We start from the raw sequence: 26620 nt of genomic DNA, 5'->3' as shown, positions 1-26620 counted from the left end.
TGTCAGCGGTCTTCGTCGTGTCTGTTTTTTTGTGTCGGATCGCTGACAGCCAGCGCAGAAAGTTGGCGGTCCATGAGTTCATCGACGCTCAGCCCGACAGGCTCTATTTCGAACGTCTCCCAGGTGGCCGCGCTCGTCAACGGGCTTTCGAGGTTGCCGCGCAAGGCCAATCTGCTGTGGTATCTGGTGCTGGGCGGGCTTTTCCTGGACGCCTACTCCAACGCCGCGCTCGGCGCCGGCCTGTCCCCGATGATCAAGGAGCTCGGCCTCAGCTCCACCCAGGTCGGCGTGCTCACCGCGACCGCACCGGCGGTGGCCATCCTGTTCAACCCGATCGGCGGCTGGCTGGCCGCCCGGATCGGGCGCGTCAAACCGCTGATCGCGGCCAAGGCGATCGCGGCGATCGGGGCCGTGCTCACCGCGACGGCGGGTGGGTTCGGCGAGGTCTGGTTCGGACGCGGCCTCGTCGGCGTCGCCTACGGGATCGACTTCGCGGTGGCCATGGCCATGCTCGCCGAATACACCCCCGCGAAGCTGCGCGGGCGGCTCAATCTCTGGCAGTCCGTCTGGTACGTCGCCACCACCGTGAACCTCGGGCTGACGCTGGTGTTCTTCCAGCTCGACGCCGGAGTGGGGATCTGGCGATGGTCCGTCGGCTCGGCCGGTGTCTTCGCGCTCGTCCTGCTAGTGCTGCAGCTGCTGTTCCTCGTCGAAAGCCCGTCGTGGCTCGCGGCGAAGGGCAGGCTCGCGGAAGCGGCGGTCAGCCTCCGCCGGATCTACGGTTTCCAGGTGACCCCGGGCGCCAGCAGCGGGCCGGATCCCGCCACGGAACAGAAGATCGGGTTCCGGCACGCGGGGGTGCTGTTCCGCAAGCCGTATCTGCCGCGGACCTTCCTGTCCACAGCCATCTCCCTGACCCAGTCGATGCAGTACTTCGCCGTCGGGTGGTACCTGCCGGTGATCAGCCTGGCGATCTTCGGGCAAGCGTTCCAGACCGCGACCCTGGGATCGATGATCTTCAACATCGCCGGCATCATCGGCGGCGCGCTCTCGGCGTACTTCGGCAGGAAAATCGGGCTGCGCACGAGTTCCGCCATCGGCTACGCCTTCGCGTTCGCCATCCTGCTGGTGATGGGGCTGGGCTTCGGGAAGCTGCCGATCGCCGTCGGCTTCCTGCTGCCGTTCCTGTTCATCTTCTTCCACTCGGCCGGACCGGGCGCGAACGGCAAATCGATCGCGGCGCTGTCCTACCGCAGTGACATCCGCACCCTCGGCACCGGCGTGACCGGGATGCTCGGCAGCTTCGGCAGTGTCATCGGGCTCTACGTGTTCCCGCAGATCAAGGAATCGATGGGGCTCGGCCCGACGATCGCGCTGCTCGCGGTGGTGCCGTTCCTCGGCCTGGTCTCCTGCCTGATCGTCCGCTGGGACCCCACCCGCAGCGGCGTCGATCCCGACGACGAGACCATCGACCTCAAGCGCAGGAGCGCGTGATGCGGCGCGGGATCCTGGCCGTCGACGAGGGTTCCACCGGCACCCGCGCGGCCGTCGTCGGCGAAGACGGGCGATGCGGGCCCTCCTTCTACACCTCCATCGACGTGAGCCATCCCCGGCCGGCCGAGGTCGAACAGGACGCCATGCAACTGCTGGAGCGGACCGTCGACGTCGCCCGCCAGGCGGTGGCGTGGGCCGCCGACAACGGCGTGGAGATCACAGGCATGTCGATCTGCACCCAGCGGGCGACAGCCGTGCTGTGGGACCGCGAGACCGGACGTCCGCTGGCACCGGCCGTGGTGTGGCAGGACAGCCGCTACGCCGCCGAGCTGGCGAAGCTCGCGCCCGAATGGGACCGGTACCTGTGGGCAGCGACCGGACGTCCGGTGGGCACCCGCGCCCCGTTCCTGTGGGCCGCAAGGCAACTCGAGAAGCTCGGCGTTCCAGCCGGGCGGGCGCTCTTCGGCTCGGTGGACACCTGGCTGGTGTGGCATCTCAGCGGCCGCGAGCGGTACGCGATCTCGGCGACCAACGCCGTCGCGTTCGGCGGCTACCGGTTGCGGGAACACGCCTGGGACACGAAATGGCTGGAGGCACTGGGTTTTCCGGCCGAGTCGGCTCCGCCGCCGCTGGACGACGACGGCGACTACGGCTACACCGACCCGGAACTGCTCGGTATCCGCGTGCCGATCGCGGCGGTGATGGGCGACCAGCACGCGTCGCTGATCGCGCTGGGCGCGCTCGAACCCGGCCAGGCCACCTGCGTCCATGGCACCGGAACGTTCGTCGGCGCGCTCGCCGGTGACGAACCGCCCGAGGCGGTGGGCGGTCTCGACGGCGTACTGTGCCTGGTCGCCTGGCGCAGTGACGGCCACAGCCGGTTCAGCCTGGAGTCCTACACCTCGACCACCGGCTCCGCCCTGCGGTGGCTCATCGAAGACCTCGGCCTGTTCGCTTCGGCGGCCGAGATCAGCGCGCTGGCCGCGGCGCAGCCCAGTGGCGAGGCGACGTGGTTCGTGCCGACGCTGGCCGGACTGCGCACCCCGGTGCAGCGGCCCGACGCCCGCGGCATGCTGGCCGGGCTGAATCTGGCGACCACGCGGGAGATCCTGGCCAGGGCGGTGATCGACGGGATCGCCCACGCGGTGAGCGACACCGCCGACGCCTTGCGCACCACCATGGACCGGCCGATGACCCGTCTGCGGGTCGGCGGCGGTCTGGCGGCGAGCGACCCGTTGCTCCAAAGCCAGGCCGATTTCACCGGTCTCGCCATCGAACGTGTGGCGGATTCGGCCACCGCCAGCCTGCGCGGCGCCGCCTATCTCGCCGGCACCCGGCTCGGACTGTGGCCTTCGCTGGCCGAGGCCGTCGCGCACCAGCCACCCGGGCGGGTCTTCGAGCCCGCCATCGCCGAAACCGACCGGCTGAAACTCCGAGCGCGCTGGCAAGACGTGCTCGCCGTCTCGCTGTCGTGAAACCCCAGTTCTGAGTGGAGAGGTTCCTCAACCATGTTCACACTGCCGTCCCGGCGGCCGAATGCCGTCGCAGCGGGAGCGACCCCTTCGGCGTTGCTGCGGCTGGACCGTCGCACCGCGCTGACCGGACTCGACGCCGGCGAGTTCGACCTTCTCGTGATCGGCGGCGGGATCACCGGCGCCTACACCGCGCTGGACGCCGCCGCCCGCGGCCTGTCGGTCGCGCTGGTCGAGCGGGACGACTTCGCGTCCGGGACCTCGTCGAAATCCTCCAAGATGGTGCACGGCGGCCTGCGCTACATCGAGCAGGGCAACCTGGACCTGGTCCGGCATTCCCTCCTGGAACGCCAGCGATTCCGCCGCAACGCCCCACATCTGGTGCAGCGGCTGCCCTTCCTGTTCCCGATCCTGGCCAAGGACGGTGTTTTCGACGCCCGGATCGCCCGCGCCTTCGAGAGTCTCTTGTGGACATACGACCTCGCCGGCGGCTGGCGGATCGGCAAACTGCACCAGCGGCTCACGGTCGACGAAGTGCTGGCGCACGCCCCGACCCTGCGAGCCGACCACCTGCGTGGCGGCCTGATGTACTACGACAGCCGCGCCGACGACGCCCGCCTGACCCTCGCGATCGTGCGCACCGCGGCCCGGCTCGGCGCCGTCGTGGCCAACGGCGCCGAGGTGACCGGCCTGCGCACCACGGGCGGGCGGGTGACCGGCGCGACGGTCGAGGCCGACGGCGAACGGATCGACGTCCGGGCGCGGGTGGTCGTCAACGCGACCGGGGTGTGGGCCGACGATGTGGACGGCATGGCCTCCGCGGGACACCGGCCGCAGGTGCGCCCCGCGAAGGGCGTCCACATCGTGCTGCCCTGGTCGAAGATCCGCAACGACTGCACGGTGACGGTGCCCATCCCGGGCCGCGCGCGGCGGGCGACCTGCACCCGCTGGGGTGACGTGGTCGTGGTCGGCACCACGGACACCGACTACGACGGCTCGACCGACGACGTGCACTGCACCCGCGACGAGATGGAGTTCCTGCTCGAAGGCGCCACGATCGCCTTCGACACCAAGCTCGGTCCCGAGGACGTGCTCGGCAGCTACGCGGGCCTGCGGCCGCTGGTCGGCGGCTCCGAAGGGACGACCCTCGACATGCGGCGCGATCACCACATCACCGTCGCCTCGGGCATGGTCACCGTGACCGGCGGCAAACTCACCACCAGCAGGCATATGGGCGAACTCGTCGTGGACGAGGCGGTCGGGCTGCTGGGGCGCAAGGCGCGCTGCGGCACCAAGAACCTGCCCCTGCTCGGTGGCGCCGGCTACGACGCCGAAGCCACCGCCGCGACCGGCGGGATCGCCGCGCACCTCGGCGGCCGCTACGGGACCGAAGCCCGTTTCGTGAGCGCGCTCGTCGACGAGGACCCGACGCTCGGCGAGCCGCTCATCCCCGGCCAGCCGCACCTCAAGGCGGAGGTCGTGTTCGCGGCCAGGTCCGAGATGGCGCGCTCGGTGGACGACGTGCTGTCCCGGCGCACACGGCTGCGGCTGTTCGCCAGGGACGCCTCCGCCGAGGCCGCGCCGCTCGTCGGCGAACTGCTGGGCGCCGAACTCGGCCTGCCGCCGGAGACCGTGGCGTCGCAAGTGCAGGACTATCGGGCGGACGTCGCCCGGGAGAAGTCGATTCTGTTGGGAGACAACGCATGATCAGCAGCCAGACGATCGCCCACCCGTTCAACCGGGGGAAGTACGTGGTCGGGGCCCCGACGCCGCCCCGCTGGGGCGACCGGACACCTCCGGGGCAGGGCCCGGCGTCGCTGCAGACGACCGTCGTCCCCGTGCCCGCCGCGCTGACCGAGGCGCTGCGAGAGGTCGCGGACGCCGTGCACACCGAGCACGACGAGGTCGTGCTGCGCACCCGCGACTGGTGGGCCGGTTCGATGATCGGCGAGACCGCGGGGAACCCGGCGACACCGGACGCGGTGATCGCCGAGGTCAGCACGGTGGAACAAGTGCAAGCCGTGGTCCGCCTGTGCGGCGAGCACAAGGTGCCGCTGACGGTGTCCGCCGGTCGCAGCAACGTCACCGGCGCCGCCCTGCCGGTCCACGGCGGCGTCGTGCTGGACGTCTGCGGGCTGAACAGGATCCTGTCCTTCGACGCGGACTCCCAGGTCGTCGACGTACAGGCCGGGATGTTCGGCGACCTGTTCGAAACCGAACTGCAGAAGACACACGGCGCCACCACGGGGCACTGGCCGTCCGCGTACGCACTGTCCACTGTGGGCGGCTGGGTGGCCTGCCGCGGGGCGGGCCAGCTTTCCACCCGCTACGGCAAGATCGAGGACATGGTGGTCGGCCTCGACGTCGTGCTCGCCGACGGCACGCTCGCCCGGTTCGGCGACTACCCGCGGGCCGCCACCGGCCCCGACCTGCGCCAGCTGTTCGTCGGTTCGGAGGGCACGCTCGGCGTCATCACTTCCGTGCGCCTGCGCACGCACCCGCTGCCCGGTTACGCCAAGGCCGTCGCTTACGGCTTCGAAACCTTCGCCGCGGGGCTGGAGGCGTGCCGGCTGATCATGCAGCGCGGCGCGACCCCGGCCGCGATGCGGCTCTACGACAAGCTGGAGAGCGGGACACATTTCGGCCTGCCGGACACCAACCTGCTGCTGATCGCCGACGAAGGCGACCCGGTGCTGGTCGACGCGATGCTGCAGGTGAGCTCCGAGGTCTGCGCCGCGACCGGGTCCGAACTGGACGGTCAGGCCGTCTTCGAGCGCTGGCTCGACGAGCGGATGCTGGTCGGGAAGTCGGCGGACGGGTTCACGCCCGGCCCGGGTTTCGTCGCCGACACGCTCGAAATGGCGGGCGCGTGGTCGGCGCTGCCCGCGATCTACGACGAGGTCGTGGCCGCGATCGAGGCCGTCCCCGGCACCTTGGCCGCGTCCGCGCACCAGTCCCACGCCTACACCGACGGCGCGTGCCTGTACTTCTCGCTCCGCGGCGACGTGGAACCGGAGAAGCGGCGGCACTGGTACCGCTCGGCCTGGGACGCGGCCAACGCCGTGCTGGTGCGCCACGGCGCGGCGCTGAGCCACCACCACGGTTCCGGTCTGCTCCGGGGGCCGTATCTCGCGGACACGCTCGGCTCCGGGTTCGGCGCGTTCGTCGCGGTGAAGCGGGCGCTCGATCCGCAGGGCCTGCTCAACCCGGGCAAGCTCGGGCTGCCCAGTGACCTCGGGCCGAATCCCCTTGACTCCGCGAGCTGATCGACCACTGTGGACCGTATGAACGAGAGGATCACGGCGGCGTTCGCGGACGTCCCGGTATGCGCGTCGGTGGTCGGCACCGCCAAGGTGGCCGACTTCGCGAACGCGGCGTCCCGCGTCGGCATCCTGGCCGCGGTCCCGGTCGGGCAGCTGGCCAAGATCGTCCCGGTACTGACCGGCCTGGAGAAGATCCTGTTCGTGAACATCGACTCCTGCCCGGGACTGGCCACCGATCGCGGCGGCGTGGACTTCCTCCACGAGATCGGGGCGACCGGGGTGGTCAGCACCCGGGTCGCCCCGATCGAACGGGCCCGCGCGGTGTCGATGCTGACCATGCACAAGGTGTTCGTCACCGACCGGTCGAACCTGAACCGCAGCCTGGAAGCGGTGAAACGCAGCCGCCCGGACCTGGTGGAGCTGATGCCCGCGCCGATCATCCCGTGGATGTCGGCCCAGGCCCGCGAGGTCATGTCGCCGTTCGTGGCGGCCGGTTTCGTCACCGACCGGGCCGGGGTGGCCCATTCACTCGCGATGGGCGCGCTGGCCGCCGCATCGTCCGATTCGGGGCTGTGGTCGCTGACCCGGTCCCAGCTGAGCGCGGGAGAGAAATGAGCTTCGTCGTGGTGGCCCGGTATGTGACCGCGCACCGGGACCGCGTCCTCGAACTGCTGGAGCCGATGGCCGACGCGTCACGGCGCGAACCCGGCTGCCTCCGGTACACCGTCCACTCCGGAACCGAGGACAGCGTGGTGGTGATCGTCGAGGAGTACGAGTCCGAAGAGGACTTCGCCGCCCACTGCGCGTCGGAACATTTCCAGCGCATCGTGCTCGGCGAGGTGGTACCGCTGCTGTCCGAACGCCAGGTCACCACCTGCGTCCCGGCCGGGAGCGAGCGGTGACGCCGGTGCGGGGCGCGGTGCTCCGCGAAGTCGGCCGTCCGCTGGAGATCGAGAACCTGACGCTGGACCCGCCAGGGCCCGGTGAACTTCTCATCCGGGTGCGGGCGGCGGGGCTGTGTCACTCGGATCTGTCGGTGATCGACGGCAGCAGGCCACGGCCGCTGCCGATGGTCCTGGGGCACGAGGCCGCGGGCGAGGTCGTGGAGCCGGGACCGGGCACCGGCTTCACGGCGGGGCAGCACGTGGTGCTGTCGTTCGTGCCCTCGTGTGGCGACTGCCGCTCGTGCCTCACCGGACGCCCCGCCCTATGCGCCCCGGCGGCCGACGCCAACCGGAACGGCACCCTGCTCGGTGGCGGGACCCGCTGGTCAGCACCCGGCGGCCGTCCAGGACATCACCTGGGCGTTTCCGCCTTCGCCGAGCACATCGTCGTCTCGGCGCGTTCGGTGGTCGCCGTGGACGAGACCCTCCCGTTCGACGTCGCGGCGCTGTTCGGTTGCGCCGTGCTCACCGGCGCCGGTGCCGTCTTCAACGCGACCGACGTGCGTCCGGGCGACAGCGTCGTCGTGTTCGGCCTCGGCGGTGTCGGCCTCGCGGCGCTGCTCGCCGCCAAAGCCGCCGGTGCGACCACGCTGCTGGCCGTCGACGTCGTCGCGGAGAAGCGTGAGCTGGCTCTGTCCCTCGGCGCCACCCACGCGCTCGAAGGCGACGTCGAGGCGATCAAGGAGCTCACCGGCGGCGGCGCCGACCACGCGATCGACACCACCGGCGTCGTGGCCGCCCTGCAGCAGGCATACCGGGCGACACGGCCGGGCGGCACCACCGTCACCGTCGGGCTGCCCGATCCCGCCGCCGAAGTCGCGCTGCCCGCGCAAAGCCTGGTGGCGGAGGAGAAAACGCTGCGCGGCAGCTACCTCGGCTCGTGTGTCCCCCGGCGCGACATCCCCCGGTTCATCGACCTGTACCGGTCGGGGCTGCTGCCCGTGGAGGCGTTGCTGACGCACCGGATCGGGCTGGAGGAGATCAACGCGGGCTTCGACCGGCTGCGGCGCGGTGCGGCGGTCCGGCAGGTGGTCACCTTCTCTTGAGGGTGGGGCTTGAGCGGCGCAGTTCGGCGTTGCGAAAGTGGCTTTCGCAACGCGGCCCTCGACGATGTGGGAATCGGGACACTCAACGTCCCGATTCCCACATCGTCACCATCAGGCAAGGCAAACCTCGCGCAGGCCAGGCGATTCGAGCGTGAAGGATTTAGGACGTTCAACGTCCCAAATCCTCCACAGCGGGCAACCCTCCTCACCGATCAGATGGCACCGGCCTCACGGTGCGCACGCGTTCGGGTTGTCGAAGTGGCCCGGCGTGGTCGGGAACGCCGGTCCCGTGCCGTGCTCCTTCATGTCCGGCTGGTACACCAGCGCCAGCTCGTCGTACGCCGACGTGCCCGCCGTGGTCACGTCCCCGGCCACCTGACCGGCACCCAGCGAGTACGCCCACCGCTGCAGGAATTCCTGATGCGTCGGACTGTGCTGCCGGACGTCGTTGTAGCCGCCGTAGGCCGCGTTGCAGTGCGTGTAGAGGTTGTACGCACCGCCCCAGTCGAGCAGCCGGTCACCGGGGTTGGGCCCGTTGTCGGCCACGTCGGCCTGCAGCACGTCGCGGTCCCAGCCGCCGTAGATCCAGTCGATGCCCTGGTGGTGCTGGTTGTCCGCGACATCGGCGTTGTCGAGGTTCGTCATCTCGAACCACGTGCACGGGTCGACGGTGACCGCGTTCTTGCCGTTGCCGAACGTCTGCGGCCACGGGTTCGCGGTGCAGGTCGTCTGCCCCGGTGCGCCGTAGGTGCCGCGCGGGCGCCAGTCGAGGATGTCCGAGCCCAGCGCGCCGGTGTTCGGGTCGACCGACGGACCGGATGTGGCGCCCTTGCCGCCGGCGATGTGGTCGACGAGCGAGTCGTTGACACCCCGGTCGTTCGGGTTGGCCGGGTCGGTACCGCCCTTGCCGCCCCACAGCACGTCCGCGCCGTCGTCGCCGAAGACGATGTCACCACCCGAATCCCCGTTGGCCAGGTCGTCGCCGAAGCCGCCGTGGATCGAGTCGTGGTCGTCGCCGCCGCGGATACGGTCGTCGCCGCCTTCGAGGTCACCGCGGTGCGGCATCGCCGGGGCGTTGCCGGGTGCGGCGAAGGTGTCGCCGTTGACGTCATGCTGGAGATCGACCTGCCTCGTGACCGAGCCGGCCAAGAAACCCTCGTAATGGATCGCGGGCACCTGCGGGTTATCGATCACGAAATGGTTCGCCCCGTTCTGGAAAACGTCCACGATTCCGCCGCGGTCACCGACCATGGCGTCTTCGCCGCCGGTTCCCCACATCCGGTCTCCACCGAGCTCGCCGTACATGTCGTCGGCGCCGTCACCCGGAGCCGTCGCCGTACCGGTGTCGCCGTACATCAGGTCGTCGCCGTCCTGGCCGTACTGCGTGTCCTCCCCCGCGTCACCCCACAGGTTGTCGCCGCCGGAGGCGCCGAGTGCCTCGCAGGTGGCCTGCGTGGTGGTGCAGAAGCGCGTCGGCGCGCCGTTGACGCCGTGGCGGACGAACGCCGCACCGGCAGGCGGAGACGCCGAGTAGCGCTTCGCGTAGATCCGGTTCGTCAGCGGCAGCGAGACCTTCGACGGGTCGTCGCCGAGCGCCACCGGTTTGCCGGTCTGGTCCACGATGTCCCGCACCGCGGTGCCGTTGTCGCCGAGGATGAAGTCGGCGGCACCGTCACCGTGCACGTCGTCGGCCGTGTCGCGGAAGACCTCCAGCGAGCTGCCGCCGATCAGGTCGTCCTGGCCATTCGGGGCGGAGACGTCGCCGAGGTCGTCCGACGCCGCACCCGGCCACGCCGGATCCGGTGGGCTGAGCGCGATCCCGGCCTCCGCGAGGGTGCGGTCGCCGAACATCGTGTCGTGCCCGCCGTTGCCCTCGGCGTAGTCGTCGTGCGCGCCACCGGAGATCTGGTCGTCGCCGTCCTGGCCGAACATCACGTCGACGCCGCCGCCACCGGACAGCTGGTCCCCGCCGGCCACCGATCGCGTCGGCGCACCGAGGAAGCCGTTGCTCCACGACAGGTCCAGCAGCCGCAGGGAACGCTGCGTCTCGAACGTCCCGTTGCTGCCCACCCGCAGCAGGTACGGCGATGGCGGCGCGATCCGGTCGGTGATCGCGTTGTCGCCGAGGACGACGTCGTCGCCCGTGCCGCCGAAGACCACGTCCGCGGTGTCCGGCTGGCCCTGGGTGGTCAGCGCGGTGTCGTCGCCGTGGATCGTCGAGCTGCCGCCGACGAGATCGTCGTCGCCGTTGTTGCCTTCGATCCAGTCCCGGCCCGGGCCGCCTTCGGCGTGGTCGCCGTCGTTGCCGCCCTTGATGCGGTCGTTCCCGGACTGGCCGAGGATCGCGTCGCATCCGTTGTCACCGGTGATGTCGTCGCCGCCGGAGGTGTTCGGCACCGGCGTGTCACCGAGGTCGTACAGCTGGATGCTGCGGTGCGTCATCGGAAGCGCGCCGGGCAGGTCCGTGTCGAACCGGCCCTGGGTGATCGGGCTCTTCGGGATACCCGCGTCCCTGGTCACGAGCGCGTTGTCGCCGGTGATCACGTCCGCGTCCTCGCCGCCGGAGATGGTGTCCCCGGTGTCGAGCTGGCCCACGGTGCCCTGGCCGCCGCCCATCTCCACGGCGGAGGAACCGCCGACGAGATCGTCCTGCCCGGAGTCGCCGAACAGTTTGTCGGCGTCCTGGTCGCCTTCCACGTAGTCGTCCCCGGCGTCGCCGTGCACGGTGTCCATTCCGGACTGTGCGTAGACGACGTCCGTGGCGGTACCGCCGGAAATGGTGTCGCCGCCGGAGTTCGCCGGGTTCGGGGCATGGCCGAGGTCGAACAGGACCACGTGCCTGCCCGCCGACAGCCCGCGGCCGCGGGTGACCGGGTCGCCGGAGTCCGCGCCACCCGTACCGGTGATCGTGGCGTTGTCACCGGTGATCACGTCGTCGGCGTCGCCGCCGGAGATCGTGTCACCCGCGTCCGGATAGCCGGCCGCGTTCTTCGCCGCCGGGTCGCCGGGCGTCTGGTGGCTGCCGCCGATGATGTCGTCGGCCTCGGTCTCGCCGTTCAGCGTGTCGGCACCGGGGTTTCCTTCGATACGGTCCGGGTCCTTCCCGCCGGAGACGGTGTCGTTCTCCAGCCCGCCGTACAGCGCGTCGGGGTCCATGCCGCCGCCGATGGTGTCATCGCCGCCTAGTGTGGCGTCCGCGCTGGTGGCCAGGTCGAACACCGGCCCGCCCGCCGCCGCGGGATCGCCGTTGTCACCGATGATCGTGTCGGTGCCGCCGTCGCCGAACAGCTTGTCGCCGTCGTCGGGCTGGCCCGCCGCCCGTGTGCCGCCGACGATCACGTCGCCGGCCAGGCCGCCGGAGATCCAGTCCTTACCGTTGTTCCCCTCGATGGTGTCGGGGTCGTCGCCACCGAACATCGTGTCGACGCCGTCGTTGCCGTACAGGGTGTCGGTCCCGGTGTCGCCGTAGACGGCATCGTCGTCCGAGCCGCCCCAGACCTGGTCCGCGTCGCGGCCGCCGTGCAGGACGTCCTTGCCCTTCTCACCGCACACCAGGTCTTCGTTCGCCTCGGCGTCGACATTGTCGTCACCGCCACCTGCCCGCACGTTCTCCACTCCGGCACCGCCGATGACCCGGTCGTTGCCGTCGAGCGCGTCGTTCACCGTCTCGTCGACCGGGGTCGACGGAAGTGGCGAACCGGCCTTGCACGGTGACGTCTGCTTGTCGCCGTACACGTCCGCACCGCCGTCGCCGCCGATGATGTGGTCCCGGCCGAGGCCGCCGACCAGCGTCTTGTGCGACGGGCTCACCCCCTGCGGGAGCGGCGTGTGCGTGACGAAATAGAGCGGCCCGTAGTCGTCGGTCTTCGCCGGGTTCGGGAACTCCAAGGTGGACGGTTCGGCGATGACGTAGTCGTCGTCCGGACCGCCGTAGAGCGTGTCCGCCCCGAATCCGCCGAACAGGATGTCGTTGCCGCCACCACCGCGGAAGTCGTCCTTCTGCGTCTTCGTCGAGTGGCCGGTGACCCGGTCCTGTCCCTTGCCGCCGAACACCTTGTCGTCACCGGAACCGGTGTCGACGGTGTTGATCGGCCCGCCCGCCGGGCCGCCCGTGGTGTTGGCGTCGGCCGAGCCGTGGCCGTCGATTCCCGGGTCGACCTGGTCCGCGGTGTAGATCTCGTCCGGCCCGGTGCCGCCGGCGAAGCGGTCGCTGCCGTCACCGCCGACGAGGATCGCGCCCGGGGAGACGAACAGTTCCCGCGGCAGTGTCGGCACGTCCTTCAGCGGATCGTCCGCCGCGACACCGAGGGTGTCGTCACCGCCGTTGCCGAACGCGGTCGACCTGGCGAGCCCGACCTTGATCGTGTCGCCCGCGTCGCCGCTTCCGGTCCCGCCCGCCGGATCGGGCAGGATCGCCCAGTTCGGCACGGAGACCGTCGGACCGCCGGTGCCGTCCGCCAGCGGGTCGCCACCGTCGCGGCCGTCGTTCTTCAGCTCCTTCAACCCGACCGAGGTCACCGGAGGCGCGCCGAGGCTCGAGTCGCCCGCGACGACGTCCTTTCCGTTGCCGACGGTGATGCTGTCGACGCCGGGGCCGCCCGCGACGCGTGCTTTCGCCTCGTCTCGGACATAGCTCTTCCGGTCCGCGGCGAGCACGGTGCGGTCGCCGGTGACGATGGTGTCGTCGCCCTTGCCGCCATCGACCCACGAGTTGCCGATACCGGTCTTGATCTGGTCGTTCTTCTCGCCGCCGAACACGATCGCGTCCCGGTCGAACTGCGCGGTCGGCGGCGGTGGGCCGTCCTTCGCGGTGTCCTGCTTGGCGTCCCCGATGAAGGTCACGCTCATCGGCTTGCCGTAGCCGCGGCCGTCCACGACCACTCGCTCGATATTCGCGTTCCGGAACTCGCGCCGGATCCCGAGCATGTCCACGGCCACGCCGGTAAACGCGGGGTTCGCCGGGTTCGCGTAGTCGTGCAGCGACGTGATCTTGACGGTGTCCTTCTCCTGCTTGTCCGACTCGTACGGGTCGCCCGCGCCGCCACCGCGCTGGGCGGTGTGGCCGAGCGCGGCCGCGTACACCACGAGTGTCTTGCCGTCACCGCTGAGCCCGCCGAGTTTCGGCGGTGGTGGCGTGCAGTTCGGTGTCGCGGTGAAGTCGAGCAGCGTGACGTCGACGATCGTGAAGCTGAACGACACCGAGAACGGGCCGAAGCCGACCGTCACGTAGAGCTTGAGGAAGACATAGAGCCGCCCCGACACGGTGAACAGGCATATCGGGTTGTTCAGCGCCGTTTGCAGGAACTCCGTGATCCGGAACTTCCCGTCGTGGTTGGGATCGTTCCACAGGAACGAGACCGTGAGGCCTACTCCGCCTTCGATGCCGACGGTGATGATCACCGCCGTGACGGCCGCTCCCGCCGCGAGTTCGCCGGTGAACGACACCACCGGGATCGGCTTCCCGTTTTCGGTGGTGTAGAAGAACAGGCTCTGCAGGAACGCCTGCCCCACGGTCCCGAGGTCGAGTTGGCCGGCACGAGCCGCTTCGAACGCCTTGCGGATGCCGAAGGTGTCGAAGCCCGCGACGATGCGCAGCGTCACCGACGCCGAACCGTGCAAGGTAATCACCACCGGCGGCGGCGCGTACACCGGCCCGAACTGCTGGCGCCAGTCGAAGCCGAGGCGCAGTGGACCGGAGTCGAACTTCACCAGATCCACGTCCCCGCCGAGCAGCACGTTGAACAGCGAAGCGGGCTTCTCGAACACCGGGAAGCTGAACCCGGCCGCCGACGCCTTGGTGGTCATCGGGTTGGCCGACCCGGGGTCGGCGTTCTGGTTCTTGCCGTTGATCGCGCCGAGGATCGGGGCGAAGTCGGTACCGCCACCGGCGTCCTTCTTCGCGCTGATCAGGCTCTCGGTGTTGTCCGGCGTCACCGTGGTGTCGAGCGCCTTCTGACCACCGAGTTCGAACGACCCGAGCGGGATGAGACAGGTGGTGGTGCAACTCGGGAAGTGGTTGATGAAGTTCACGACCCCGGCGATGGTGTCGACGAACTTCAGGTCCGGGCCACCGGCGATCGTGCTGAACGCCTTGCCGATCGACACGATCGTGACGTCGCCCCCGCCCGCCAGATGCGACAGGTCCGAAAGCACCGGGATCGGCGCGTACAGCGTCTTGATCACCGGGTCGAGCGGGCCGGTCACCTGCTTGATCTTGTTCACGATCGGGCCGAGGATCTTGCCGAAGATCTCGCCGCTGTCGATGGCCACCTTGTCGAAGGCCAGCGTCAGCGGGGAGTTGCCGCCGTCGGCGCTGTTGGTCCCCGGTTTGACGTTGTTCCACGCCCAGTGCAACCGGAAGTTCGCCTGGATACCGGGGAACCCGGCGTCCTCACCCGGCCGTGCCTTGAGCAGCCAGTTGATGTCCGCGCTCGCGTGCAGCTTGACGTCGGCGAGCCGGTCCAGCCCGGCGTTCTGCAGATCGGTCAGGTGCAGCCTGCCGTTGGTCGGGTCGTCCGGCGCCACCAGGTCGATCTTGAACGCGCCGCCGAACAACGGCAGGACACCCGCGTCGTTCGCCGGGGCGGCCGCGTGGTTGCAGTCGTCCGCGCTCTTCTGCTTCGTGCAGTTCTCCGCGGTGATGTTGATGAACGCGAGCTGCGCGTTGATCTTGTTCGGCAGCGTGACGTTCAGCCCGACCGCGAACTCCGGTTGCGCGGAGTCCTTGGTGCTGACGAAGAATCCCTCACTCCGGCTGATACCCATGGCCAGATGGAGCCGCCAGCCGAGCTGGACCTCCGGACCGGCGCCGCCGTCGGCCTTCAACGAGAACCCGGGGATGCCCAGGTCCAGCGGCACGGTCTTCTTGAGGCATTCGTGGCCGGACGGCAGCCCGGCGCAGTTCAGCAGGTCACCGCTGAAGTCGCCTTGGCTGACGTTCAGGCTGATCGTGACCGCGTCGAGGTCGTTGTACGAGCAGTCGTGCGGCCGCGGGTTCTCGGCCGGGTTCTCCGGTGCCCCGCCGATCGCGGCGGCCCCGACGTCGGTGAACTTGGCGTCGGTGACGTCCGCGATCAGCTTGAAGGTACCGCCCTCTTCACGGAACACCTGGTAGCCGGCCGCGTTGGTGACCGGTTCCCACGCGATGTCGAGCGAGTCCGTTGTGGACAGTGCGGTCGGGCCGGTGGTGATTTCGCCGGGGTCGCTCGCCTTGGCCTGCTTCTTCGCGCCGTCGATCGTCACGTACGACGCGATGACGTAACGGTAGGTCTTGTCCGCGGCCGTGGCACCTTCGTGCAGCTTCACCGTCGGCGCGCCGACGGTGCCCAACGGCGTCTTGCACAGGGTGTCGACGGTGACCGTGTCCGGGTTGAGGCCCGCGGCGGCGAGCTTCCCACCGAGCTGGTCGTTGACCCAGCCGCGTACGGCGGCCATGTCGGTGAAGTGGCCGTTCGCCGGCAGCTGGTCCAGCGCGTTGTGGATCGCGGTGCGGAGCTTCCCGATGAAGTCCGCGCCCTGCTGGAGGTCGTCACCGAGCAGCGGCAGCTTGCCGCCGAAGCTGGCGGTGTTGAGCGCCTGCTCCACCAGGTTGAGGTAGCTGTCGAGGCCGTCGAGCCTGCCGAAGTCGATCAGCTTGGCCGCGAGTGCCTCGGCCAGCAGTGCCGGATCCGGGGTCTCCAGCCGCGGATGCCCGTCGATCGCCGCGCCGCCGAGGTTGAAGTAGTCGTCGACCGCGGTCGATTTGGGCAGGCGCAAGGCGAAGTTGTTCGACTTCGTGGCGTCGGTGATCACCTTGCTGTAGGTCGCACCGCCGTCCTCGCTGATGTACAACGGCAGCTTGGCGCACAGGGCCAGCGGTGTCCCGCCGTCGAGCCCGCAGCCCACCGCGGTGCTCCCGGCGTTGATCGTCGGGCCGACGGCGCCGAGGAAGTCGGTGAAGCTGACCGGCGCACCGGTGCCGCCGCTCTTGGCCAGGTCGATCGAGTAGGACGCCTTCGCGGTCGCCTTGTCCGCCGACTTGGGGTCGCCGAGTGACACGCTCAGCGGGCCCAAGGTGGTCGCAATGGTGGCGTTCTCCACGGTGGCGTCCAGTTTCACGCCGATCTTCGAATCGTCCAGCACGCGTAGCGCGTTCGCGTCGGCCGGGCCCGCACCGGGCTGCAACGGGACGACCAGGCCCATCTTGACCTGACCGCCGACGCCGAGCGAGACCGAGCCGTCGCCCTGCACCCCGGCCACCCGCTGGCCGCCGGACGGGAGGCTGAAGTCGAACTGCACCGGCGTGCTGGTGTGGTAGGCGCGTTTCCAATCCAGCCGGATGATCAGCGACGGCGTTCCGCCGGGTTCGGCGTACTCGAACGTCACCGGGACACTGTCCTTGAACCGCGTGTTGACGGTCTGGACGAGGCGTTGCAGGTTGTCCGAGGGCGCCGCCTCCAGCAACGAGATCACGTCGTCCAGTTCGGACCGGATCACGTACGAGGTCGCCGGAGAGGGTTTGCTGGCCCAGGGCCCGGCCAGGACCAGCGTGTCCGGCGTGACACTGCCGACGATGCCCACCTGGGTACCGGCGACGACCGTTCGGCCGACGAGCGAGGGCGGGAAGGCGTTGCCCTTCTCGACGGTGCGCGCGGTGTCCTTCACCGAATTCGGGCCGTAGCTCACGGTCGGGCCGGAGCCGGATTCGTCGGCCCGCAACAGGTCTTTGAGCGAACGGCCGACGAGCGGGATCTTCGTGCCGAACACCGCGGCGCCCGACGGCGAAGCGTCGGAGAGGGACGCGTCGAGGGTCTGCAGTGTCTTGAGGAGGATCGAGAAGAGCGCCTTCGGGTTGGCCGGGTCGAAGTCGAAGTTCACCAGTTCCGACAGGTCGCTCGTGCTGAACTGCGGCCCGTCGGGACCGGTCGTCTTGGTGAGGTCGTTCCAGGTGAAGCCCGCGTGCGCGGAGGCGCCCTTCAGGAAGTCACCCGTACCCGGCGCGCTGGCGTCCACGCCGCCGGCACCGCGGACACGCACCTGGAAGTCGAGCAGCGCGCCGGGATCGTGCAGCAGTTTGTCCACGACCGCGCCGAAGGTCAGGTCACCGAGGTCCTTGAACTTCACCTGCGCCATGTGGTCGTCCGCGCCCGGTGTCCCGGCACAGTCGGCGCCCGCGTTCGGATGGCAGACGCGTGCCGCGCCCTTCAACTGCACCTGGAGGAAGCCGGCGTTGGCGAACAGGTCGATGCCCGCGTCCATCGGGAAGTCGGCGGTGAACAGCGTCGGAGCGCCGGAAGTGCGCAGCAGCACCCGGTCCGGCCCGGTCGGTGTCGCGCCGACGAGGATCGTGCTGCCGTCCGGGTTCTTCTGCTCGATCGGCGGGTTGTGCACGGTCGGGTTCTGCAGGTCGAGCACGAGAGTGACCGCGGCGTCGTAGCTGGGCTTGACCTTCGCGGTGGCGTTGACGGCGTTGGCCTCGCCCACGCCACGGCCGCCGGTCTTCAGGTCGTTGCCGAGCTGGACGACGCCGACGTCGCCCTGCATCCCGGAGATCGTGTACGGCGCGTTGGCGGCCGGGATGACCGGCGTCCAGCCCGGCGCCTGCAGGAAGAGCGTGTTCCCGTCGTTGTTCTCGACGGTCGCCCCCGCCGCGCCGGCGACGACACGCCGTCCGGCGAAGTCCCCCGGCTTCCAGCTCTGGTTCTCGTCCTTGAGGGTGGTCTGCGTGTAGCTGGTCTTCGCCGGGCTGCCCGCCGGCCCGGACGCCGCCGCGGCGGCCGCGTTGAGATCCACGGCCGTCGCCGGGGCCTTACGGGACAACGTGATCTTGAAGTCGAGCTTGGTCGAACCCGGCGGGAAGTGGACGTCGGAGATGCCGATCTTGCCACCGCCGGGCAGGTTCGCCGCGGTGTTCAGCTTGTCGAGCATCTGCTGCAGCGAAACGAACAGCGGTTCACCGGCCTGTGTCGGGTCCGCCGCGGTCTTCGTGTTGTCCTGCAGGAACTTCTTGATCGACTCGTTGAGCTGGATCGCGTCGGCGAGGGTGCCCTTGAGGAACGGCAGGTCGAGGTTGCCGATCGGGTTCGCCGCGTCGCCCCACTTCGCGCGCTGGATCGAGGTCAGCGTCGTCGCCAGTTGCGCGAGGCCGGTGGCCAGATCACGCGGGGTCAGGTTGAGGAACGGGCCGACGGTGCCGATGCCTTCCGGTTTGATCTCCGGCGTCCCGGTGGCGATGTCCGGCCAGCTGAGGCCGATCTTGGCGTCCACCGAGGGAAGGTTCAGCGAGAAGGAAGCGGCGGGCGCGGCCGCGAGGTGCAGCGAACCGTTCAGCGACCCCGCCGGGCTGGCGAAGCCGAAGCTGACCAGACCGGCCAGCGAACCGTTCTGGGCCAGCTCGCCCGCGGTGCCGTCGTTGTTGAGGAACGCCAGCCGCCCGTCGTTGTCCGGGTCGTTGATCGTGGCGGCGAAATGCGCCTTCAGGTCCAGCGAGGTGTCGGTCTCGACGAGCTTCACCCCGAGGACACCGATCGCGGCGTTGGCGGCCTTGATGGCGTTCGCGTCGGGGAAATCGGCCGAGGCGTCGACGGTGAACGCCGGCGTCGTACCGTCGTTGAGGATGTAGGCCTTGTCGTGCGCCTTGTCCCAGATCAAGGTGAGCTTCACCGTGGTGCCGACGGTGAGCCGCACGCCGCCGGTGGAGGAGAACGCCGACTGCGGGGCGTTCCCGCCCTCCCCGATCGGGACCGGGATGTTCAGCGCCTGGTTCAGCAGCACGCGGGAGACGGTCAGGGTGAGATCGAGTCTTTTGTCCTCGCCGACGGTGCTCAGCGTGGTCTTGAGCGTCCCGGTCCGGTCGGCCGACAACGTGATCGGCTGGTCGATGTCCAGATCGGCGTCGTCGACCGCGGCGGAGAGCTTCTTGGCGCCGGTGTTGAACGCCTCCTGTGCCAGGGTGTCGAACCCGAGCGCGGCGCCGGGGCTGGTCTGTACGGCGGGCAGCGCCTTCGCCAACTGCCCGATCGTGCCGAGGCCTTTGCTCCAGGTCGCGAAGCTGTTCGCAGGCCCGGCCAACGCGTTGACCAGCGTGCCGACACCCGGGCTCGCCGCCCGGGCCGGCGGCGGGGTGACCGCCACGCCCATCCCGATCGAAACGACGAACGCCGTCGCCAACGCGAGCCACCTTGAGCCGGTCCGTGAGCCCATCGGGCACCTCCCCGTTCACGGGCGCGCGACGACGCGCCGTTCCCTCGGAGAAGGCTGACCAAAGGTGAAATCCGCGTGAAGAGGGCGGTCCGCTCAGCGGACTGGTGACTTCCCGGCCATCAGTGCGCGGATTCGGTCAACTCGCGACCGGCCTCCAGCGCGGCGGCGTCGACCAGCCGCCGCATCACCGCGAGGTCGCTCGCCGGGATGGTCAGCAGGCCGATCGCGGCCACGATCCGGCCTTCCGCGCATCGGATCGGCGCGGCGGCACCATGCGCGACACCACCGAGCAGCGCTCCGGCCACCGCGGCCGAGGACGGCAGCACCGTGCCCGGCGAGACGGCGGGCACGCTCGCGGAGTGCCCCGAGACGGCCGCGACGACCACGACGTCCGATCCCGCCAGTACGCACACCGCGACGTCGGTCCTGGTCAGTTTCGCCAGCCGGAGCGCCGGTTTCCCCACGGCGGCGCGGATTCTCGCGTGTAGTCGTCCCCGGCCCTGAACGAGCGTGCCAGCCAGCGGGCCGACGACGTAGCCGCGGAACAGCCGTTCGACCGCGCCGATCCCGCACATCTGCTCCAGCAGCCGATGGGCCGTCGACTTGGGCAGGCCCGCCCGCTGAGCCGCCTCGGTCAACCCCAGGCCCGCGCCCGCGTCGGCGGCGGCGAGCACCTCGAGCAACGCGAACGCGCCCTCGAGCACCGAGCGACCGGGCACGCGCGCCATGCCCATCGGGATCCCCCTGACGGTGCCGGTCACATCGTCCGTAAGCATCAGTGACCTCCACCGCGGTCGCCTGCACCGATCGGCTCTTCGTGCCTGAGTTGTCGTCCGCCCGCGACCGGGCGTTACGGCGAACGGCGTATCGGCCGGCTCGCGGCGACGGTCAACTGCAGGGTCACCTTCGAGCCGATCATGAGCGGGGGTCACGGTCGTCATGCTGGGCTCGTGGCCGAAGCGTTCTCGGCATCACGACGAAACCGCCCCGCCTGATGTGAGCCGGGCGGGCCGTCGAAATCTCGATTGCGTGCCCGTTTCTCGCCTGGCTAGGGGCCGGCCGACGGCATCAGGACGGACCATCACGGAAAGGGAGGTGTGCAGCACATGCGCACATATGTCGAGCTGCCGAACCCGATCTTCCGTCGCTTCCCGACGTCGAGGATCGCGCTCGCGTACGCCCAGTCAACCCCGTGGGCCGACGACGCCGGCCTCGTTGTCGAAGGACTCCACACGTGAACCGTGCACAATCTCCCGTATCGCCCATGCCGATCACCCGATCAAGTCGCCACTGGACGACGCGTCGGTCGACCGGCTCCTGAACCGGGGCCTTCCCCGAGGGTGACGAGCGCGTCCTCGATCTCGGATGCGGCACCGGAGAATGGCTCCCGCGAGCCCTGGCCACGCGGCCGCATCTGCTCGCCGAAGGCGTGGACATCTCCGGCGGCGCTTTGGAGGACGCGTATCGCGCGGCGAACGATCGCGGCGTCGCCGATCGCCTCGTCCTCCTCCGCCGCACGCCCGGCCACGCCTGAAAACTCGGCCGTGTTCCCTGCTTGAGAGTCAGGGCCCGGGGCGTCGTGAGTGGCGATGATCGTTCTAACGACCCAAAACACTCACGAGGCGGCACCTACGGCCGAACCGCCGCTCCCGTAGCCGACCGGGGGCGAAGGCTCCTTTCGTCGCATCAGACTCGGTGAAGGGAGCCTTCAGCCCACACCACTCCGTTAGTGCCTACTGACGCAGGTTGGATCAGCCGCAGCCGCGCTCCGCGTAGGTACTTAAGACACCCCCGGCCAGAAACCGAACCCAGCCAGGCCTATTGATAACTTCTGTTTATCAATAGACCGCAATAAAGTCTTTGTCTTCGATGATTCCGCTTCCTACCGTGAACGAATCGGCGACAGAGGCAGGGAGGAGGCGTCTCATGGAACTTCGTCACCTGCGTTACTTCGTCACCGTCGCCGAGACATGTCACTTCGGCCGGGCGGCCGAGCAGCTGCACGTCGCGCAGCCGGCGCTCTCGCACACCATCCGGCAGTTGGAGGACGAACTGGGCGTCGTCCTGCTGGCCCGGACCACCCGCCAGGTCCGGGTGACGCCGGCGGGTGAGTTCTTCCTGGCCGAAGCCCGGCGCGTGCTCGCCGGGCTGGACGTGGGTGTCCGCGGGGTGCGGCGGATCGGCGAAGGCAAGCTGGGCCTGCTCCGGGTCGGGTTCACCGGCACGGCGGCCTTCTCCCACCTGCCGCATCTGGCCAGGGCGCTCGCGCAGCGGGTGCCACAGGTGGAGCTGGAGATCCGCGCCGATCTGCTGACCGTCGAACAGTGTGAACGCCTGCGCACGGGCACCTTGGGGATCGGGGTGCTCCGCCCTCCGGTCACCGGGGACGACATCGACTTCCGGGTGATCGAGAGCGAACCGCTGATCCTCGCCGTCCCGGCCGACCACCGGCTGGCCGTCGAACCCGTGGTCGCGATGGCGGATCTGCGGACCGAACCGCTCGTCACCTACGACCGGCGCAACTCGGTCGTGTACGAAGCCGTCGCGCGCAGCTGCCGCGAGGCCGGGCTCACGCCCCATCAGCTGCACGAGGCATCCGGAACCGCGGTCCTGCTGGCCCTGGTCGCCGGAGGGTTGGGAGTCGGCGTGGTGCCCGCCGCGGCCCGCGCCCTCCCCCTGGCCGGTGTCGTGTTCCGCGACCTCGCCGGAGCGGCGACCGTGGAGCTGGCGCTGGCCTGGCACCGCGAGACCCCGTCCCCGCTCGTCACGACCGTCCTCGACGCGCTCGAGGACGTCTTTCCTTCCGTCGCACCGTCCACAGGGGGCACCTGATGAAGATCACGCGAGTCGAGGCGATCCCGTTCGCCATCCCGTACCGAAAACCGCTGAAGTTCGCTTCGGGAGAGGTGCACGTCGCCGAGCACGTCCTCGTGCGAGTGCACGCCGACAACGGCGTCGTCGGCGTGGCCGAGGCACCCCCGCGGCCGTTCACCTACGGCGAGACCCAGGCGGGGATCATCGCGGTGATCGACTCCCTGTTCGCCCCGCAGATCGTCGGTCTCAGCCTGCTCGACCGGGAAACGGTGCACGCCCGGCTCGCCCGCACGGTCGGCAACCCGACCGCGAAATCCGCCATCGACATGGCCGTCTGGGACGCGCTCGGCCGCAGCCTCGACGTGTCGGTGACCGAACTGCTCGGCGGCTACACCGACCGCATGCGCGTCTCCCACATGCTCGGCTTCGACGAGCCGTCCGCGATGGTCGCCGAAGCCGAGAAGATGCGCGACACCCACGGCATCAGCACCTTCAAGGTCAAGGTCGGCCGCCGTCCCGTGTCGCTCGACACCGCCGTCGTGCGCGCGCTGCGGGAGCATTTCGGCGACGGCGTCGACCTCTACATCGACGGCAACCGCGGTTGGACCGCCGCCGAGTCGGCCCGTGCGATGCGGGAGATGGCCGACCTCGGCCTGCTCTTCGCCGAAGAGCTGTGCCCGGCCGACGACGTCCTCGGCAGGCGCTGGCTCGTGGGGCAGATCGGCGTTCCGTTCATCGCCGACGAATCCGCCGTGACCCCGGCCGACGTCACCCGTGAGGTGCTCGGCGGCTCCGCCACCGCGATCAGCATCAAGACCGCCCGGACCGGCTTCACCCGTTCGCAGCGCACGCACCACCTCGCCGAGGGACTCGGCCTGGAGGTCGTGATGGGCAACCAGATCGACGGCCAGCTCGGCTCGCTGTGCACGGTCGCGTTCGGCTCGGCCTACGAGCTGACGTCCCGCCGCCCCGGCGAGCTCTCGAACTTCCTCGACATGAGCGACGACCTGCTGACCGAGCCCCTGCGCATCATCGACGGCGAGCTCACCGTCCGCCCCGGCGCCGGCCTCGGCGCCGAAATCGATCCCGAGAAGCTCCGGCGCTACCGCCAGGACCACTGACGCCCACCACGAATCAAGGAGGATTCATGACCGCCATCCACGAGACCGCCACCGCGGCCGCGTCCGGCGCCAACGCCACCGAGCGGTTCAAGAGCGACAAGTTCGCCGGTGTCGCCGGAACACCCAAGGAACGGGTCAGCCTGCTGGCTCGCGAGGTGCTGGAAGCGGTGCACGGCACGATCCGGAAGCACAAGGTCACCTACGACGAGTACAACGCGCTCAAATCGTGGCTGATCAGCGTGGGCGAGGACGGCGAGTGGCCGCTGTTCCTCGACGTGTGGGTGGAACATGTCGTCGAAGAGGTCGCCACCGAGCACCGCGAGGGCAACAAGGGCACCATCGAAGGCCCGTACTACGTTCCCGGCGCGCCCGAGCAGGGTGCTCGCGGTTCGGTCCCGATGCGCGAGGACGAGGCCGGTACGCCGCTCAGCTGGACCGGCCGGGTCACCTCCACCGACGGCTCCGCGCTGGCGGGCGCGAAGGTCGAGCTGTGGCACGCCGACGCCGACGGCTTCTACTCCCAGTTCGCGCCCAGCATCCCGGAGTGGAACCTGCGCGCGAGCTTCACCACCGACGACGAAGGCCGTTTCGAGATCCGCACCGTGCGCCCCGCCCCGTACCAGATCCCGACCGACGGCGCGTGCGGCAAGCTCATCGCCGCGGCGGGCTGGCACGCGTGGCGCCCGGCGCATCTGCACGTCAAGGTCTCGGCACCCGGCCACGAACTGCTCACCGCGCAGCTGTACTTCCCCGGCGACGAGCACAACGACGACGACATCGCTTCGGCGGTCAAGCCGGAACTGGTGCTGGACCCGCGCCCGTCGGGTGACGGCGAGGCCATCGAGTACGGCTTCGTCCTCGACCCCGAACGCCCCTGACCGAATGTCCTTTTTGGAGTGATCGATGCTCTATCACGTCCGCATGGACGTTCGCCTGCCACCGGACCTCGACCCGGCGGAGCGGACCGACATCATCGCGCGGGAAAAGGCGTACAGCCAGCGGCTGCAACGCGAAGGCAAGTGGCCGCAGCTCTGGCGGATCGCGGGCGAATACGCCAACTTCTCGATCCTCGACGTCGCGGACCACGACGAGCTGCACACGCTGTTGTCCGGTTTGCCGTTGTTCCCGTACATGGACATCGAGGTCACGCCGTTGGCCACGCATCCGTCGAAGGTCATGGGCTGACGCAGCTCGATCGCGGTCCGTGTGCCCGCCGTTCCGGTCGGTGAACGAGCTCCGCCGACCGGAACTTCCGCCCCCGAAGTTCCGGTCGGTTCTTCATGGACCGCACCGGTCCGGCCCCAGTTGAATCGGCCGAGGTCCACTTCGGACCGGCTGGGGTGAAGGAGTTCGGCGGAGTGACCCGATGACGCGTCTGGTGACCGGGACCGACGTCGCACGGGCGGCCGACCGGATCCGGTGCTCCGTGCGCCGCACCCCCGTGCTCGGGCCGGTCGGCGGGCTGTGGATCAAACCGGAGAACCGGCAGCGGACCGGCTCGTTCAAGGTCCGCGGCGCGCTCAACGCGGTCGCCGGGCTGACGGGCCACGTGCTGGCCCAGTCCTCCGGCAACCACGGCCGCGCGGTCGCCTACGCCGCGGCCCGCCAAGGGCTGAAGGCCACGGTCGTACTACCCGAAACCGCGCCCGCGTTGAAGGTCGACGCGGTCCGCGCACTCGGCGCCGAAGTGCTCGTCGTGCCACCGGACGAACGGGAATCCGCGACGGCCGAACTCCTGGCCCGCACCGGCGCCACGCTGATCACGTCGGCCGATTTCGCGGTGATCGCCGGCCACGGCACGGTCGGCGCGGAGATCGTCGAAGACCTGCCGAACGCGGGCACCGTCCTGGTCCCGGTCTGCAACGGCGGCCTGCTCGCCGGCGTCGCCGTCGCGGTCAAGGCGTACTCGCCTGGCACGCGGGTCGTCGGTGTGGAGCCCGAACTCGCCGCCGACGCGGCCGACTCGTTCCGCACCGGCCGCCTCACCCGCTGGCCGGTGTCGCGGACCTACCGGACGATCGCCGACGGCCTGCGCGCCCCGGTGCTCGGCGAACTGGCGTGGGAGCACGTCAAGACGCTCGTGGACGACGTCGTCACGGTCGACGAGGAAAGCATCGTCGACGCGCAGGCGTTCCTGTTCGCCCGGTTCGGCGTGATCGCCGAGCCGAGCGGTGCGGTGGCGACCGCCGCCTGCCTGACCGGGCGCGCCGGTCCGGTGGGAAGGACGACGGTCGCCGTCGTCTCCGGCGGGAACGTCGCCGCGCCACCACTGGGGGCGACGAGAGAGCGGGTGTCCGTTGAGCACGGCTGAGATCGGCGGAGTGCTCGCGACGATCGGGAACACTCCCCTGGTCGCCCTGGACCGGGTCGTGCCACTGACGGGCTCCCGGGTGTTCGCGAAACTGGAGAAGTTCAACCCCGGCGGCAGCGTCAAGGACCGGACCGCGCTGAACATGCTCCACGGCGAGATCCGGTCCGGCAGGCTCGTACCGGGAAGATCGGTGGTCGTCGAGTCCACTTCGGGCAATCTCGGCGTCGGGCTCGCCCAGATGTGCGCGTACTTCGGGCTCGACCTCGTGTGCGTGGTCGACACCCGCACGACCGCGCAGACCCTCGCGCTGCTGCGGGCCTACGGCGCCACGGTCGAGGTCGTGACAGCCCCGGTCGACGGCGACCTGCTCGGCGCCCGGATCGCCCGCGTCCGTGAGCTCCTCGCCCTGCTGCCGGACGCGTTCTGGCCCGATCAGTACGCGAACCCGCTCAACCCGGCGGCCCACGAGCACACGATGCGCGAGATAGCCGACGCGCTCGACGGCCGCGTCGACTACCTGTTCTGCGCGGTCAGCACCGGCGGCACGATGCGCGGATGCGCCGACTACATCCGGCGCGAAGGGCTGGCCACGAAGCTGATCGCGGTCGACGCCGCCGGCAGCGCGATCTTCCACGTGCCGACGGAAGAACGCCGGATCCCGGGCCACGGCGCCGGACGGCGGCCGCCACTGGTCGACACCTCCGCGATGGCCGAGGTCGTGCACGTGACCGATCTCGAATGCGTGCGGGCCTGCCGGACGCTCGTCGCCCGCGAAGCCATCCTCGCGGGCGGTTCCTCCGGCGCGACCGTGGCCGCGCTGACGAAGCTGCGCGACCGCATCCCGCCGGGATCCCGGTGCGTGCTCGTCTTCCCCGACGACGGCAACCGCTATCTCGACACCATCTACTCCGACGCGTGGGTCCTCGGTCATTTCGGCGAAGTGCCCGCCCGCGCCCTGGCCACGATTTCCTGAG

General features: G+C 69.9%; 17 protein-coding genes. 15 read left to right on the top strand and 2 right to left on the bottom strand.

Annotation, left to right across the window (positions count from 1 at the left end):
* Positions 1 to 72 precede the first annotated feature (72 nt).
* The 7 genes from DMC61_RS30125 to DMC61_RS30095 are packed head-to-tail and all read left to right on the top strand — an operon-like array spanning position 73 to position 8219.
* Positions 73 to 1494 (top strand): MFS transporter, encoded by a 1422-nt coding sequence (locus tag DMC61_RS30125; protein WP_199750138.1) that lies wholly within the window; start codon positions 73 to 75, stop codon positions 1492 to 1494.
* Positions 1494 to 2969 (top strand): FGGY family carbohydrate kinase, encoded by a 1476-nt coding sequence (locus DMC61_RS30120; protein WP_125693348.1) that lies wholly within the window; start codon positions 1494 to 1496, stop codon positions 2967 to 2969. The genes DMC61_RS30125 and DMC61_RS30120 overlap by 1 nt, the downstream gene beginning before the upstream one ends.
* Positions 2970 to 3002: 33 nt before the next feature.
* A complete protein-coding gene (locus tag DMC61_RS30115; protein ID WP_125693346.1) occupies positions 3003 to 4673 on the top strand; it encodes a glycerol-3-phosphate dehydrogenase/oxidase in 1671 nt (556 codons plus the stop codon).
* Positions 4670 to 6232, top strand: coding sequence for an FAD-binding oxidoreductase (locus DMC61_RS30110; protein ID WP_125693344.1), 1563 nt, complete (start codon positions 4670 to 4672; stop codon positions 6230 to 6232). Before DMC61_RS30115 ends, DMC61_RS30110 begins: the two co-directional genes overlap by 4 nt.
* Before the next feature lie 18 nt (positions 6233 to 6250).
* Positions 6251 to 6844: a glycerol-3-phosphate responsive antiterminator gene (locus DMC61_RS30105; protein ID WP_016334334.1), complete on the top strand. Its 594-nt coding sequence runs from the start codon at positions 6251 to 6253 to the stop codon at positions 6842 to 6844.
* Entirely contained in the window at positions 6841 to 7131 is a 291-nt protein-coding gene (locus tag DMC61_RS30100) for a putative quinol monooxygenase (protein ID WP_125693342.1), read from the top strand. The genes DMC61_RS30105 and DMC61_RS30100 overlap by 4 nt, the downstream gene beginning before the upstream one ends.
* Positions 7128 to 8219, top strand: coding sequence for a zinc-binding dehydrogenase (locus DMC61_RS30095; protein WP_125693340.1), 1092 nt, complete (start codon positions 7128 to 7130; stop codon positions 8217 to 8219). The genes DMC61_RS30100 and DMC61_RS30095 overlap by 4 nt, the downstream gene beginning before the upstream one ends.
* A gap of 228 nt (positions 8220 to 8447) precedes the next feature.
* Here DMC61_RS30095 and DMC61_RS30090 read toward each other — a convergent pair whose 3' ends face one another.
* Together DMC61_RS30090 and DMC61_RS30085 are read right to left on the bottom strand one after the other, a co-directional pair.
* Entirely contained in the window at positions 8448 to 19367 is a 10920-nt protein-coding gene (locus tag DMC61_RS30090) for a calcium-binding protein (protein WP_125693338.1), read from the bottom strand.
* Between the two features lie 152 nt (positions 19368 to 19519).
* Positions 19520 to 20176 carry a helix-turn-helix domain-containing protein gene (locus DMC61_RS30085; protein ID WP_158634148.1) on the bottom strand — a complete coding sequence of 219 codons (657 nt, stop codon included), beginning with the start codon at positions 20174 to 20176 and terminating at the stop codon, positions 19520 to 19522.
* Positions 20177 to 20506: 330 nt separating this feature from the next.
* On the opposite strand from DMC61_RS30085, the gene DMC61_RS41975 reads away from it, so the two are divergent.
* From DMC61_RS41975 to sbnA, 8 genes are all read left to right on the top strand, one after another.
* Positions 20507 to 20638, top strand: a complete 132-nt coding sequence (locus DMC61_RS41975) for a hypothetical protein (protein WP_255431664.1) — start codon at positions 20507 to 20509, stop codon at positions 20636 to 20638.
* A 158-nt stretch (positions 20639 to 20796) separates the two neighbouring features.
* Complete coding sequence (locus tag DMC61_RS41785; RefSeq protein ID WP_233595022.1) at positions 20797 to 20934, top strand: hypothetical protein; 138 nt, start codon at positions 20797 to 20799, stop codon at positions 20932 to 20934.
* A gap of 392 nt (positions 20935 to 21326) precedes the next feature.
* On the top strand, positions 21327 to 22232 hold the full coding sequence (locus DMC61_RS30075) for a LysR substrate-binding domain-containing protein (protein WP_125693334.1): 906 nt from the start codon (positions 21327 to 21329) through the stop codon (positions 22230 to 22232).
* Entirely contained in the window at positions 22232 to 23335 is a 1104-nt protein-coding gene (locus DMC61_RS30070; protein WP_125693332.1) for a mandelate racemase/muconate lactonizing enzyme family protein, read from the top strand. The genes DMC61_RS30075 and DMC61_RS30070 overlap by 1 nt, the downstream gene beginning before the upstream one ends.
* Before the next feature lie 26 nt (positions 23336 to 23361).
* On the top strand, positions 23362 to 24213 hold the full coding sequence (gene catA / locus DMC61_RS30065; RefSeq protein ID WP_125693330.1) for a catechol 1,2-dioxygenase: 852 nt from the start codon (positions 23362 to 23364) through the stop codon (positions 24211 to 24213).
* Between the two features lie 25 nt (positions 24214 to 24238).
* Complete coding sequence (gene catC / locus DMC61_RS30060; RefSeq protein WP_016334342.1) at positions 24239 to 24520, top strand: muconolactone Delta-isomerase; 282 nt, start codon at positions 24239 to 24241, stop codon at positions 24518 to 24520.
* Positions 24521 to 24701: 181 nt separating this feature from the next.
* A complete protein-coding gene (locus DMC61_RS30055) occupies positions 24702 to 25646 on the top strand; it encodes a threonine/serine dehydratase (RefSeq protein ID WP_125693328.1) in 945 nt (314 codons plus the stop codon).
* Entirely contained in the window at positions 25633 to 26619 is a 987-nt protein-coding gene (sbnA, locus tag DMC61_RS30050) for a 2,3-diaminopropionate biosynthesis protein SbnA (protein WP_233595011.1), read from the top strand. Before DMC61_RS30055 ends, sbnA begins: the two co-directional genes overlap by 14 nt.
* Position 26620: the final 1 nt, after the last annotated feature.

Source organism: Amycolatopsis sp. WAC 04169 (genome assembly GCF_003947535.1).
Lineage (GTDB): Bacteria > Actinomycetota > Actinomycetes > Mycobacteriales > Pseudonocardiaceae > Amycolatopsis > Amycolatopsis keratiniphila.
Note: the sequence above shows the minus strand (reverse complement) of the source record. Positions and strands in the feature narration are given on the sequence as shown.